Annotated in this window: 12 protein-coding genes; 10 read left to right on the plus strand and 2 right to left on the minus strand. The window is 43.2% G+C overall.

Annotated features, from left to right (window positions below; genetic code table 11):
* Positions 1-7 precede the first annotated feature (7 nt).
* From ACKPCE_RS08545 to ACKPCE_RS08555, 3 genes are all read left to right on the plus strand, one after another.
* Entirely contained in the window at positions 8-1,648 is a 1,641-nt protein-coding gene (locus ACKPCE_RS08545; protein WP_319504854.1) for a M23 family metallopeptidase, read from the plus strand.
* 88 nt (positions 1,649-1,736) lie between these two features.
* Positions 1,737-3,377, plus strand: coding sequence for a C69 family dipeptidase (locus ACKPCE_RS08550; RefSeq protein WP_319505941.1), 1,641 nt, complete (start codon positions 1,737-1,739; stop codon positions 3,375-3,377).
* Positions 3,378-3,458: 81 nt separating this feature from the next.
* Positions 3,459-5,204: a phospho-sugar mutase gene (locus ACKPCE_RS08555; RefSeq protein WP_276963143.1), complete on the plus strand. Its 1,746-nt coding sequence runs from the start codon at positions 3,459-3,461 to the stop codon at positions 5,202-5,204.
* A 61-nt stretch (positions 5,205-5,265) separates the two neighbouring features.
* Here the strand turns inward: ACKPCE_RS08555 and nudC are convergent, their stop codons facing one another.
* Positions 5,266-6,051, minus strand: a complete 786-nt coding sequence (gene nudC, locus ACKPCE_RS08560; RefSeq protein ID WP_319504855.1) for an NAD(+) diphosphatase — start codon at positions 6,049-6,051, stop codon at positions 5,266-5,268.
* A gap of 13 nt (positions 6,052-6,064) precedes the next feature.
* Entirely contained in the window at positions 6,065-6,544 is a 480-nt protein-coding gene (cdd, locus tag ACKPCE_RS08565) for a cytidine deaminase (RefSeq protein ID WP_024996181.1), read from the minus strand.
* A 97-nt stretch (positions 6,545-6,641) separates the two neighbouring features.
* Here cdd and ACKPCE_RS08570 point away from each other — a divergent pair, with 97 nt between their 5' ends.
* The 7 genes from ACKPCE_RS08570 to ACKPCE_RS08600 all read left to right on the plus strand — a co-directional run bounded on the left by ACKPCE_RS08570 (position 6,642) and on the right by ACKPCE_RS08600 (position 14,806).
* Positions 6,642-7,553, plus strand: coding sequence for a glucosaminidase domain-containing protein (locus ACKPCE_RS08570; protein WP_308765312.1), 912 nt, complete (start codon positions 6,642-6,644; stop codon positions 7,551-7,553).
* A gap of 142 nt (positions 7,554-7,695) precedes the next feature.
* On the plus strand, positions 7,696-8,943 hold the full coding sequence (locus ACKPCE_RS08575; RefSeq protein WP_319504856.1) for an efflux RND transporter periplasmic adaptor subunit: 1,248 nt from the start codon (positions 7,696-7,698) through the stop codon (positions 8,941-8,943).
* A complete protein-coding gene (locus tag ACKPCE_RS08580; protein WP_319504857.1) occupies positions 8,940-10,226 on the plus strand; it encodes an ABC transporter permease in 1,287 nt (428 codons plus the stop codon). The genes ACKPCE_RS08575 and ACKPCE_RS08580 overlap by 4 nt, the downstream gene beginning before the upstream one ends.
* A 10-nt stretch (positions 10,227-10,236) precedes the next feature.
* The gene (locus tag ACKPCE_RS08585) at positions 10,237-11,517 is read left to right on the plus strand and encodes an ABC transporter permease (RefSeq protein ID WP_319504858.1); all 1,281 of its coding nucleotides are present in this window, start codon (positions 10,237-10,239) and stop codon (positions 11,515-11,517) included.
* Between the two features lie 31 nt (positions 11,518-11,548).
* Entirely contained in the window at positions 11,549-12,214 is a 666-nt protein-coding gene (locus tag ACKPCE_RS08590; RefSeq protein ID WP_308765310.1) for an ABC transporter ATP-binding protein, read from the plus strand.
* Positions 12,215-12,239: 25 nt separating this feature from the next.
* Positions 12,240-13,523, plus strand: coding sequence for an ABC transporter permease (locus ACKPCE_RS08595; RefSeq protein WP_319504859.1), 1,284 nt, complete (start codon positions 12,240-12,242; stop codon positions 13,521-13,523).
* A gap of 11 nt (positions 13,524-13,534) precedes the next feature.
* On the plus strand, positions 13,535-14,806 hold the full coding sequence (locus tag ACKPCE_RS08600; RefSeq protein WP_319504860.1) for an ABC transporter permease: 1,272 nt from the start codon (positions 13,535-13,537) through the stop codon (positions 14,804-14,806).
* Positions 14,807-14,871: the final 65 nt, after the last annotated feature.

The raw sequence follows: 14,871 nt of genomic DNA on the forward strand, positions 1-14,871 counted from the left end.
CATATAGATGAAAAAATATATAGTAACTTTATTACTGCTAGGTAGTATTAAAGTATACGCTCAGACAAATCATACCACAACTTTTACCCCTCCGCTTGATATTCCTTTGACGCTCAGCGGGAATTTCGGCGAATTGCGTCCGAATCATTTCCACGGAGGTCTTGATTTTAAAACCCAAAACACAATTGGCAAGAGAGTATTGGCAATTGCTGACGGATACATATCCCGAATTATGGTAACACATGGTTCGGGATATATGCTACATGTTCGTTACAGTAACGGATATACTGCCATATATCGCCATTTGTCCGGATTCGTTAAGCCAATGGCCGACGCGATAGAAGCATATCAATACGAAAAGGAGTCATGGGAAGTTGATTTGATCCCTTCAGCAGCACAATACCCCGTGCATGCCGGTCAGCAAATTGCATGGAGCGGAAATACGGGCTATTCTATGGGACCGCATCTTCACTTGGACCTGATAGAAGATGCTACCGGTGATCGACTGGATCCCTTGCCATTTTTTAGTAAATATATAAAAGACAATCGTGCTCCCCGAGCAGAGGCTATTATGATTTTTCCCCAGCCGGGAAAAGGAGTTGTTCAGGGAAGCCTGCAAAATAAAATTATTGCATTAAATACCGTAAGGCCTACAGAAGCGTGGGGAGTGATTGGTACCGGCATAAAGGCTTATGATTATATGACGGGAACTTCAAACCGATACGGGGTGTACTCTGTTACACTGTATGTTGATGGTGCTGAGGTGTATAATAGTGTGGTCGATCGCTATTCATCCGCTGAAAATCGAATGATCAACTCGTGGACTCACGGGCATTTCATGAAATCGTTTATTGATCCGGGTAATACATTGCGTATGTTGCGTGCCCATAATGCTGAGAGGGGATTAGTTACTATTAATGAGGAGCGAGATTATCATTTCCTGTATGAACTGAAAGATTATTATGGGAATACGGCTCGATATCGGTTTGTAATAAGTGGGAAGAAACAACCTGTTCCCCCTTTGGAACACAAGGAAAAGTATCTTTTTAAATGGGATCAGGTGAATTATTTGCAGGAGCCCGGTATGACATTAATCGTTCCAAAGGGTGTGCTTTATACTGATTTGCCTGTACAATTTAAAGTTTATCCGGATTCCAATGCTGTTTCGTACATTTATCAGCTGAATGATGAAGGGGTTCCGTTACATGCCAGTTGCGAGTTGTCGATCGGTGTGCGCCGGAGAGTTGTTCAGGATACAACCAAATACTATATAGCCCGAAAAACAGGGAGCCGTTTATCGAGTGTTGGCGGACGTTATGAAAATGGATTTGTAAAAGCCAAAATCCTTTCGCTGGGAACTTATGTTGTAGCAGTCGATACTGTTCCGCCGGTCGTTACTCCATTGAGTAAGAATACGTGGGCAAGGGCCGGAAAAATACTTTATCGGGTAAAAGACGGGCAGACGGGAATCCGTTCTTACCGCGGAACAATTGATGGAAAATATGCACTTTTCCAATGGGAAATGATGACTAATCGCTTAATTTGCAAAATAGATCCGACCAGAGTAAGCAAAACGAGTAAACACATTGTTGAACTAACAGTGACGGACCATTGCGGAAATGTAACGGTATTGAAAGATATATATTAATAAGAGAGAATATTTTAATTAAAGTAAATGAATGATGAAGACACTTTTGACTGTGCCAGGAGGGAATTTACGTAAAGCAAACGATGGAATGTTACGTAGATTTTTATTTTTGAGTTTGATGATGTTGTTAGTTCCCTTTGTAGGAACAGACGCGTGTACTAATTTAATTGTAGGTAAAAACGCATCGGCAGATGGTTCAACCATTGTTTCTTATTCTGCTGACTCATACGGTTTGTTTGGTGAGTTATATCATTTTCCTGCAGGAACGCACAAAAAAGGAACAATGGTTGATGTGTATGAGTGGGACACACACAAATATCTTGGTCAGATAGAGCAAGCCCGTCAAACGTATAATGTAATTGGCAATATTAACGAGTATCAGGTTACTATAGCAGAAACGACATTTGGCGGACGTCCGGAGTTGGTTGATACCACAGCAGTTATTGATTATGGAAGTTTGATTTACTTAGGTCTTCAACGCGCAAGAACTGCTCGTGAAGCCATTAAGGTGATGACCGAACTGGTGCAGCAATATGGCTATTACAGTAGTGGAGAGTCTTTTACTATTGCCGATCCGAATGAAATCTGGATTATGGAAATGATAGGCAAAGGTCCCGGCATACGCGGTGCTGTTTGGGTAGCCGTGCGTGTTCCCGATGATTGCATTTCGGCTCATGCCAATCAGTCCCGTATCCATACATTTGACATGGAAGATAAAAACAATTGCATGTATGCACCGGATGTGATCTCTTTTGCCCGTGAAAAAGGATATTTCAATGGTATAAACAAAGACTTTAGCTTTGCCAATGCTTATGCGCCACTTGATTTTGGAGCCCGCCGTTTTTGTGAGGCACGTGTCTGGAGTTACTTTAATATGTTCACGGATCAAGGGGCTAACTATTTGCCTTACATTCAGGGTAAAACCAACGAGCCTATGCCTTTATTTGTGAAAGCAAATCGTAAAATCTCGGTAAGAGATGTACAGAATGCTATGCGCGATCATTATGAAGGCACTGCTTTAGATATTACGAAAGATTTTGGCGCCGGTCCTTACCATACGCCTTATCGCCTTTCTCCGTTGACTTTTAAGGTTAACGATCAGGAGTATTTTAACGAACGTCCTATCTCTACCCAACAAACCGGATGGGTTTTTGTATCACAAATGCGTGCTAATAAGCCTGATGCTATTGGAGGAGTTCTTTGGTTTGGGACAGACGATGCTAATATGACTGTCTTCACGCCAGTTTACTGCTGTACGGATAAAGTCCCTGATTGTTACGCGGCAAACGGTGCCGATTATGCAACGTTCTCCTGGAATTCTGCATTCTGGATTTTTAATTGGGTGTCTAATATGGTATATCCGCGATATAGTTTGATGATTGAAGATGTGCGCACCGTACAGAGAAATCTGGAAGATACGTATGCTCAAAGCCAAGAAGCCATTGAGGCAACTGCTGCCAAACTATACGAAAAAGATCCTGCGCAGGCAAAAGCTTTCCTTGCTAATTACACCTCTGCCATGGCACAAGGTGCATTTGACAGTTGGAAACGTTTAGGCGAATTTCTGGTAGTGAAGTACAACGACGGAGTTGTAAAGCGTGTAAAGAATGGTAAGTTTGAACGAAACGAATACGGACAGCCGGCAACAGTGATACGCTCAGGGTACCCCAAAGAGTTTCTTGAAGAGTACGTGAAACAAACCGGCGACCGCTACAAAGTGACTGAATAAATAGGATATGTAAACTTATTCTTTTACATTTGTACAGTTTTTAAGACGAAGAATACAACCTAATTTATAAAAGATTACCTCATGGAAAATCAGGAACTAATAAAACAAGTAACGGAGAAAGCAGAGAAATGGCTTTCACCGGCTTATGATGCAGAGACTCAGGCTGAAGTGAAAAAAATGCTTGAGAACGAAGATAAAACAGAGCTGATTGAATCGTTCTATAAAGATTTGGAATTTGGTACGGGCGGCTTACGCGGCATCATGGGTTCGGGAAGTAACCGTATGAACATCTATACAGTAGGTGGTGCTACTCAAGGACTATCAAACTACCTGAATAAAAACTTCAAAGAACTAAAGCAGATTTCAGTTGTTGTGGGGCACGATTGCCGTAACAACAGTCGCAAGTTTGCCGAAATCTCTGCGAATATATTTTCGGCCAATGGCATCAAGGTTTATTTGTTCGAAGCCCTTCGTCCAACACCCGAGATCTCATTTGCCATTCGTCATCTGGGATGTCAGAGCGGTATTGTGATTACAGCTTCTCACAATCCTAAAGAGTACAACGGATATAAAGCTTATTGGGATGATGGAGCGCAAGTGTTGGCTCCTCATGATACAGGCATTATTGAAGAAGTGGAGAGAATCTCTTCTGCAGCTGAAATTAAATTTGAAGGAAACCCCGATTTGATTGAGATAATCGGTGAGAACATAGACAGTGCATTCCTTGATATGGTTAAAACAGTGTCTATTGCTCCTGACGTAATCAAGCGTCATCATGATATGAAGATTGTGTACACGCCTATTCACGGTACGGGTATAACACTTATTCCCAGAGCTTTGAAATCTTGGGGATTCACCAATGTAATTGATGTACCTGAACAGAACGTTATCAGTGGAGATTTTCCAACCGTAAAATCACCTAACCCCGAAGAACCGGCTGCTCTTTCCATGGCAATTGATAAAGCCAAGGAAATGGATGCCGACTTAGTGATGGCTAGTGATCCTGATGCCGACCGTGTAGGTATTTCCTGCAAAAATGATAAAGGAGAGTGGGTACTCATAAATGGTAACCAGACCTGTATGATGTATCTTTATTACATTCTTACTCAATACAGAGCTTTAGGCAAGATTACCGGAAACGAATTTTGCGTGAAGACCATTGTGACTACGGAGTTAATCAAGAAGATAGCCGACAAGAATAACATTGAAATGCTTGACTGTTACACCGGCTTCAAATGGATTGCCCGCGAGATTCGTTTGAACGAAGGTAAGAAGAAGTACATTGGTGGTGGTGAAGAGAGCTATGGTTTCCTTGCCGAAGACTTTGTACGTGATAAAGATGCTGTTTCAGCTTGTTGCTTAATTGCCGAAATTGCTGCTTGGGCAAAAGACAATGGCAAGACATTATATCAATTGCTTCAGGACATCTATGTGGAATACGGATTCTCTAAAGAGAAAGGTATTAGCGTAGTGAAAAAAGGAAAGAGCGGAGCCGAAGAAATCAAGCAGATGATGACCAACTTCCGTAACAACCCTCCTAAAGAAATGGCCGGTTCAAAGATTGTGTTATGGAAAGACTTCCAGACTTTGAAGCAGACCGATGCTGCAGGTCATGTAACTGATTTGGTAATGCCCGATACTTCAAACGTTCTGCAATATTTCACTGAAGATGGAAGTAAGGTATCTGTTCGTCCTTCGGGAACCGAACCTAAGATTAAGTTCTATGTAGAAGTGCAAGGAGAAATGGGATGTCGTAACTGTTATGCAGGAGCCGATGCTGCTGCCGACGAAAAGATACAGGCAGTACTTAAGTCCTTGGGCGTATAACGATATGCTTCTTTAAATAAAAAACCTCCGGAATCCTTTTGGGCACCGGAGGTTTTTTTATTTATTTCTGTTTCTCAATCCACCAATCAATCATTTTCCGAGCGAGACTAAGTCGCCGGGGTAATTCTGGCAAATGATCTTTCGTATAGAAACGTCCCTCGCTCAACTCTTCCTCCTGTAATTTAATGTCTCCACTTTCGTAGTCGGCAATAAAGCCTACCATCAGTCCGCTGGGATAGGGCCAGGGTTGATTACCGAAATACTTTATGTTTTTTATTTTCAATCCGGTTTCCTCCATCACTTCTCTGGCAACACACTCTTCGAGCGTTTCACCTGTTTCAAGGAAGCCTGCAACGAGACTGTGGAAGGGGCCACGGAAGTTACGTGCATGTACCAATAACAGCGAATCTTCCTTTTGAATCAAAGCAAGTATGGCCGTTGAGATAGCAGGATATAATTCGTTGCCACAATTCGGGCATTTTTTCATAATCGGTTCCCTCTTTTCCGTGGGAGTACCGCAAGCCGGACAGAAATTACTATTCTTATCCCAATGCAAAATTTCGTGTGCTTTGCCTGCTATTTGGTATTGAGAATAAGGCAGACAATCATACGATGCACGAAGTCCGGTCATGAAGAACTTTTCATTTTCATGCACAGCCTCATCAATAGAAAAGGCTTTGCACACTTGCCCCATGGGTGTGGTAATACTGTGTATGGTTGTATCTGCCAATGGCTTTACCGGAGGTTGGACCCCCAAAGGGAGAACACATTTATTATCTTTCTTTTCAAGTAACAACTGGTCGTTAAAGAAGACCAACCAGTGCACCTGCTCTGTTTCAGCTTTCATAAAGAATATATTTTTATTCCATTTCAGATCCGTCGAAAGACAGCGGAAGTAAATCACGAATGCTCTTCACCTCGTAAACTTCTTCTTTACCATAAAGAAGAATCCGCATCGGCTGATTGAAACGTTTTTCTGTTTCTAATATCACTTGTCGGCATGCACCGCAAGGAGGAATGGGCGCGTCAAGAAAATCTCTTTCCGTGCGTGCGGCAACCGCAAGTGTTGCAACTGCCTGATCAGGATATTGCGAGTTAGCGTAGAACAAGGTTGTTCGCTCGGCGCATAAACCTGACGGATAAGCGGCGTTCTCCTGATTGGTTCCCGTTACTATTACATCATTATTTAAACGAGCGGCGGCTCCCACACTGAATTTGGAGTAAGGCGCGTAACTGCGCTTAGTAGCATCCATAGCAGCTTGAAGCAGGGTGCGGTCGGCCTCGGTTAATTCTTCGAATTTATATACATTGAGAACGGCTGTAATAGTAAGTTCTTTCATAATCTATGTTTTTATAAGGGTCACAAAGTTAGCAAAGAGATTGTTAATTCCGATATTTTTTATGATTTTTGTGAACTCATAACCTATATGCATTCCAATGAATAGAAAACAATCTATCCGTCTCATTTTATTAGTCGTGCTTTCTGCTTTTGCATTTAGTGCACAGGCACAAAGAAGAAATCAGCGCTATCAGGAATATATCGAAAGGTATAGTCCGCTGGCTGTAGAGCAAATGCGTGTTCACAAGATACCTGCAAGTATAACATTAGCACAAGGACTTCTTGAAAGCGGGGCCGGTTACAGTGAGCTTGCCCGTAAAAGCAACAACCATTTTGGTATAAAGTGTGGCGGCAGGTGGAACGGTCCTTCCGTGCGTCATGATGACGATGCCCGTCAGGAGTGCTTCCGTGCATACGGCAATCCGGTAGAGTCTTATGAAGACCACTCGCTCTTTTTGAAACGAGGTGCGCGCTATGCTTTTCTTTTTGACCTCGATATAACAGATTACAAAGGTTGGGCACGCGGATTGAAGAAGGCCGGTTATGCAACTGACCCTTCGTACGCCAATCGTCTGATTACAATTATTGAAGATTACGAACTATATAAGTATGATCGTGCCCGTCAGCGTGGAGGCGCCTACGTGCCCCGCGTTGAAAACAGAGTCATCAATCCGCATCAGGTGTACCTGGCCAATGACCTTGCCTATGTGGTGGCACGCAGAGGAGATACCTTCGAATCTATTGGCAAAGAGTTCGATATTAGCGCCCGTAAACTAATAAGGTATAATGACCTGCACAAAGATTACACGCTGGCCGATGGTGATGTGATCTACCTGCACGCCAAGAAAAAGAAAGCTTCGAAGAATTACATCGTTCACGTGGTGAAAGACGGTGACTCCATGCACAGCATTTCGCAGACTTACGGCATCCGCCTGAAGAACCTTTATAAGATGAACCGTAAAGATGCCGAATATGTGCCCGAGGTGGGTGATCGGTTAAGACTTCGTTAACGCTCGCTTTTCAGGGTGTAAACGCACAAGGTGTCCGCTAACGGACACCTTTCTTTTTTATATATCCATTGATTATCAGTACTTTATGTATTTGGCACGGCAGTTGATAATAGTATATCCGAATCATAATAAGCTCAAGGCAATGGATAGAGAAATACCAAAAGAAGAAAAGAATAAGTTGCGTAACAAGAAGATCATTCGGTTTTCAGTTATCGGCATTCTATGTGTAGCAGGAGTCATCACGCTGATTAGTTTAACACGTACGGGAGTGAAACGGAAAGACTTGGTTGTGTCTGAAGTCGACAAAGGTACCATCGAAGTAAGTGTCAGCGCATCGGGAAAGATAGTACCTGCTTTCGAAGAGATCATCAATTCCCCCATCAACAGCCGTATATTGGAAGTTTACAAGAAAGGCGGTGACTCGGTAGATGTGGGCACACCTATTCTGAAACTTGATTTGCAGAGTGCGGAAACTGATTACAAAAAGCTGCTCGACGAAGAACAAATGCGTCGTTACAAATTGGAACAGTTGAAGGTAAATAGCCAGACAAAGCTGAATGAGATGGCTATGCAAATTAAAATCTCCGCCATGAAACTCAATCGGATGAAAGTAGAACTGCGTAACGAACGCTACCTCGACAGTTTGGGAGCGGGAACAACCGATAAGGTTAAGCAGGCTGAGTTGAGCTACAACACAGGTCAACTGGAATACGAACAACTGAAACAACAGTACGCCAACGAGAAACAAGTCGCCACAGCCGAATACAAAGTACAAGAACTAGACTTCAATATATTCCGCAAATCACTAGCCGAAACCAAACGCACCCTTGACGATGCTCAAATCCGTTCGCCCCGCAGGGCCACGCTAACCTACATCAACGATCAGGTAGGAGCACAAATCTCGCAAGGAAGTCAGGTGGCTATCTTGTCGGACCTCAGCCATTTTAAAGTTCAATGCGAAATTGCCGATACCTATGGCGACAGAGTAGCAGCCGGCGGCCGGGCCATCGTAAAGATTGGAAGTACCCGTTTGGACGGAACCGTGTCGAGTGTTACCCCTCTTTCAAAGAACGGAGTGATTTCATTCATCGTGCAACTGAAAGACGATAAGAACAGCCGTTTACGTTCGGGACTGAAAGGCGATGTCTACGTCATGAACGCAGTGAAAGAGAACGTATTGCGCATAGCCAACGGCTCCTACTATCAGGGCGAAGGTGAATACGACCTGTTTGTTCACAGCTCCTCTGATGAAATAACAAAGCGGAGAGTGCAGCTGGGCGAATCGAACTTTGAGTATGTAGAAGTGCGTAGCGGACTGCAACCTGGCGACAAAGTGGTGGTGTCTGACATGAGTCCTTATAAGAACAAGAACCGCTTAAAAGTAAAATGATGATTAAGCTCTACTTTAAGCAAGCCTGGCAATTGTTGAAGCAAAACCCCTTATTTAGTTTAATCAACGTTATGGGCATTGCGTTATCAATAGCTGTTATAACCATGCTGGTTGTGATTATGCAATCATGGGTTGCAAATTTGGAACCAGAGGTTAATCGCAGTCGTACGCTTTACGTTAAATGGGCCGGTATTCAAAAGAAAACGAATGACGAGAATTGCGGAAACGGATATTTGTCACTCAAAACAATCAATGCCTGCTTTACTCCTCTAACAACACCGGAGGCAATTAGTGTGGTTTCTCCTTTGCAAATTCAACTCATTGCATTACCCGGAGGAATGAAGGCAACTCGCTGCCACACACTTTTTACCGACGGACAGTTTTGGAAGCTATTTCATTTCAAAACCTTAGAGGGAAGACTTTATACGCAAGCGGATTTGAATGCCGGCATTCAGAAAATAGTGTTAAACCAAACCACGGCAAAAAGAATCTTTGGAAGTTCAGAGTCGGCTGTAGGCAAACAACTTGTTTTAAACTACCGCTTATTTACGGTCTGTGCTGTTGTTGCCGATGTTTCTCCACTTGCTACCGATGCTTATGCCGACGTGTGGATACCCTATACAACGGGACAAATCAAAGAGAATGATTGGGCCGAAAACATATCGGGTAATTATAAAGTATTTCTTTTGGCCCGTAGCTCAGCCGATTTTACTAAGATACGCCAAGAACTGTCAAAGAGAGTAGATGCATACAATGGCAGTTTGCAGGAATATCAGTTAAACCTGCGCAGCCAACCCGACACGAAACTGGTGGAATTCGGCCGTTTTGGTCCCGGTGATCCCGATACGGTGTCGTTGATACTGACTTTTGTTTTAGCGATAGTCATGTTGCTCGCTGTTCCGGCGGTTAATATTTCCGGGCTTACCATGGGACGAATATACCAGCGCATGGCAGAGATGGGAGTAAGGAGAGCGTACGGAGCCTCACGTGCTAACATTATGCTGCAAGTGCTCACTGAAAATTTGTTTCTTTCTCTGTTAGGCGGCATGCTGGGTGTGGCGTTCAGTTACATCGGTTTGTACCTTTGTAAGGACTGGGCACTAAGTAGCACAGCCTACTTCGGCTTACATATTAAGCCTGAACTTACTATATTCTTGTTCCTGAATCCTTGGACAATCTTCGCCATATTCCTCTTCTGCGCGCTTATTAATTTACTCAGTGCAGGTATTCCGGCTTGGCGAAGCGCATCGGTTGATATAGTCAAAGCCATTGAAAATAAATAAATGTACTGAAATGATACAACATCTTATACATATTATCTGGAATCAGCGCAAGCAAAATGCCTGGATTTGGTTAGAACTGGTTTTGGTTATTGTTTGTCTGTGGTACACAACATTATCATTGTATAATAACTATCATAGATATTCCGAACCCTTGGGCTTTGACATAACACATACTTATTGTCTGGAGGTAGCCGAACGTTCTGCCGACGCAGAGGGCTATATAAGCGCACCGGGCGAATATAAAACCGGTAGCAGTTTGCTGCAATTAATGAATCGCATTCGCCGGATGGAAGGAGTGGAGGCGGTATCTTTTTCTATTGCTTCCCATCCTTATAATTCCATGAGCAATTATTTGCAGGCATACGTTGATACTACTGCCACCCGACTGCTTTGGTACAGAGTATCTGATTCATTCTTTGACGTGTTTCGCATCAAAGCTTCCAACGGCTCATCGCTTCGGGGGAAGCTAACGGAATCATCGGTCATTTTAACCCAAGATGCAATCAATAAAATGTTTCCTGCCAATGCGGACGCTACTAGAAAGGTGATTCACATGGAAGGTTCCCATGAAGATGTCAGGATAGCCGCCGTCTCTACTCCTGTAAGCTACGGTGAGTTTTTCGGTTGCGTGCCTTCCGTTTACACGCTGTTTAGTGATAACTACATAGAAAATGGTATAAATCCCGGTAATATAAACATGGCTGAAGTTTGCATTCGTGTTTCTGCCAATGCCGACCGCAATGATTATGCCGATCGGTTTCTGGAATTGGCCAATAACTCCATCAATGCCGACAATCTATATATTAAAGATATACGCCCTGTTGAATACATGCGTTACGACTTAATTTCATCGGGTGTAAAGCGAATGAGAATGAATACCCTTCTAGGAGGTTTCTTGCTGATTAGCGTTTTTCTAGGCATAACAGGAACTTTCCTTTTCCGTACCCGTCAGCGTCGCTCGGAATTAGCCTTGCGCATTGCCATGGGATCATCGCGCAATAAACTGTTGTACTTCCTGTTTCAGGAAGGATTCATTTTGCTGGCACTGGCTCTTATTCCCGCTTTTATTATTGCATGGAACATATTTTTTGCAACCGATGGAATGGTTGGAGCCGGAACTTCTTTTGGTTTTGCCGAAGAAGAAAGAGGAGCTATCATCCGGGCTTCTCGCTTTTTCATCGCATTGGGCTTTTCGGTCGGATTGATAGCCGTGATGATGATTGCGGGCATTATACTACCGGCGTTGCGGGCTGTAAAGATGCAACCGGCAGAAGCATTACATGATGAATGATTGAATTAATAAACTTAATAATACAGAAATTATGATTAATCTAACTTCCCTCTCTAAAATCTATCGTACTGACGAAATAGAAACGATAGCACTTGAAAACGTGAACCTCACCGTAGAACAAGGAGAATTCCTTTCCATCATGGGACCTTCGGGTTGCGGTAAATCGACCCTTCTTAACATTATGGGTTTGCTCGATGTACCTACAAACGGTCAGATAGAGATTAACGGCATTCGCACCGAAGGCATGGGTGATAAGGCTTTGGCGAGCTTCCGCAATAAAAACCTGGGATTTGTGTTCCAGTCGTTCCACCTCATTAATTCACTCAGCGTGATTGATAACGTTGAACTGCCGCTGTTGTATCGACACATGTCGGCTGCGGACAGAAGAAAACGGGCACAAGAGGTACTCGAGAAAGTGGGACTGAGCCATCGCATGCGGCACTTCCCCACACAGCTATCGGGCGGACAGTGTCAACGTGTGGCCATAGCCCGCGCCATTGTAGGCAGTCCCGAAATAATTCTGGCCGATGAGCCTACCGGAAACCTTGACTCTAAGATGGGACATGAAGTGATGCAGTTGCTTCATCAGTTGAATAAAGAAGATGGCAAAACCATTGTCATGGTTACCCACAATGAAGAACAAGCCCGGCAAACAAGTCGCACAGTGAGATTCTTCGACGGTCGTCAGGTTCAGTAATTCAATCTTCTAAAAAAGAATCAATATGATAAAACAATATATTCAACAAGCCATTTACCAGCTGCGGGCACAACCGGTATTATCGGCCATTTCTATACTGGGCACGGCACTGGCCATCTGTTTAATTATGGTTATTGTGATGATGCAACAGGTAAAAACAGAACCTTATGCGCCCGAGTCAAACCGTGACAGGATGCTTTATGTGAAATGGATGACTGTTTACGAGAAAAACGGTTCTATAGAAAACTCTAGCAATAGTCCGTTGAGCTTAAAAACAGCCCGCACATGCGGGCGTTCATTGACCACAGCCGAGGCAGTGACGGTTTACAGTATGTATTCTTCCATGGAAGCTGCCATACCCAAGGGCTCCCCTTTGAGTGTCGATGTGAAACAAACAGATGAACAGTTCTGGAAAGTCTTTAATCTTTCCTTTGTAGATGGTAAACCGTTTGACGAGGCCAGTTCGGAAGCCGGACTGAAAGTGGCGGTTATCTCTGAAAGTGTGGCCAAGGCTTTATACGGAACGGTCAAAGTGGTAGGGCATCAGCTGGAGTTAGACTATTCTTCTTATAAAATCGTCGGTATAGTTAAAGATGTTAGTACGCTGGCCAGTGAAGCCTATGCACAGGTCTGGATACCTTATTTCTCTACAGACATACAGAATATGACATGGAATGCAGAGTTGATGGGGTTGATGCGCGTGGCCATATTGGCAAATAGCAAAGACGACTTCAGCAAAATACGTGCAGAGTTTGATGCGAAAGTGAAAGAGTACGGTGATGGCTTAAAAGAAGCAGCCATTTCTTTTCGAGGGCAACCCGATGATCAGGAAGTCTTTTCTTACAGAAAATGGGCCAATATGGAACCCGATATGAAATCGGTTCATAACCGTAGGATGTTGATCTTTGCTTTATTGCTTCTTATTCCCGCCATTAACCTAAGTTCAATGACTCAAAGCCGCTTAAATCAACGAATAACAGAAATCGGTATACGCCGTTCTTTTGGTTGTTCCAGAGGAGACATTATGTGGCAAGTGTTTTGCGAGAACCTGGTACTTACCTTTGTGGCAGGTTTCATAGGAGTGTTGTTGTGTTTTGGCTTTATTTTGGCCTTTGGCAGTTCGCTGCTGGCCACTTCAACGTTAGCCATGAATAATTCGGCACCGGTTGTGAATCTCTTTATGCTGATGCATTTCTCAACCTTTGTGTATGCTTTCTTATTTTGTTTGCTGATGAACCTGCTCAGTTCCGGTTTTCCTGCCTGGAGAGCCTCACGGGTTGCTATTACAAACGCTCTTAATAACCATTAAAACGACAGATAATGAACAGAATACTTTTTACGCAGGTATGGAATGAAAGAAGATCTAATTCATGGCTTTGGATTGAGTTGCTTCTTGTATACGTAGTTTTGTGGTTTGTTATTGACATGTGCTATGTTGATTTGAGGACTTTCTTTGAACCCAAAGGCCATGATATATCTAATACATACATGATTCAGGTAAATACGTTGCCCCCCAATAATCCTGATTATCAGGATAAAGACAAGAAAAAGACAACCGGAGGGCAAGACTTACTTGAACTTGTGAATCGTTTAAAACGATTTGACGGTGTTGAGGCTGTTAGTATTTCCATCAATTCATATCCTTATAACGGATCGAATAGCGGAACGGGCATAAAATATGATACGATTAATGCGGGAAGTCTCCGCCGTTTGGTGACACCAGACTTCTTCAGGGTTTTCAGAATTGAAGGTATCAATGGTGAATCACCCCAGAATTTAGCTTCTTTGATGAAAGAGGGTGTGTTGATTGTAGGTGATAATTTGTTGCTATCGAAATATAACGTTGCCGGAAAAGAGCTTTTGAATAAAACGATCTATATTAATGGAGATACTACTCAAGGGTATAAAGTCGCTGCAGTGACTAAACCTGTGAGGTATGATGATTTTGCATCATTATATTCATGGGGTTCACGTTATATAAGTCTCTTATTCTCAGAAAAGGATATCGCCCAACAAGATGATAATACGGCTAGGTTTGATGAAGTTTGCTTCCGGGTAACCCCTGAAAAAGCAAATGGATTTGTGGAAAGGTTACGAGCAGCTTCCGGTACTCAGTTCCGTGTGGGGAATATGTTTCTTGGCAAAATCTTCCCGATGGAAGAGATGAGAAGGACGCATCAGATGGACGATATGAATGAATTGTATAGCCAAATGTGGGGTGTTGCTTTCTTGTTATTTAATATTTTCCTGGGACTTTTGGGCACTTTCTGGTTCCGCACCCAGCAAAGGCGTTCAGAAATAGCATTGCACCTCAGCTGTGGCAGTACCAAACGTCAGGTATTTAATCGGTTGCTGTCCGAAGGCTTTCTCTTATTGTTGATAGCGATAGCGGTAGGCATTGTCATTTCTTTGAATATCGTTTATATGGGCTTTTTGGAAGAAATGGACGAAAAAGTAATGACAGTACCACGATTCCTTATAACGGCTGGCACTACCTTGCTGTTGATGGCGTTGACTATTGTAGGCGGCATCTGGATTCCTGCCAGGCAGGCCATGAAAATACAACCGGCGATGGCGCTTCGTGAAGAATAAGTAGCGGTGCAATAATCCAAAAGAATCGTTGCGTGCGGCAAATTTTTTCTCTTAAAAGCTTGACT

Origin of the sequence: Bacteroides graminisolvens (assembly GCF_963666085.1) — a bacterium.
GTDB classification, from domain to species: Bacteria; Bacteroidota; Bacteroidia; order Bacteroidales; family Bacteroidaceae; genus Bacteroides; species Bacteroides graminisolvens.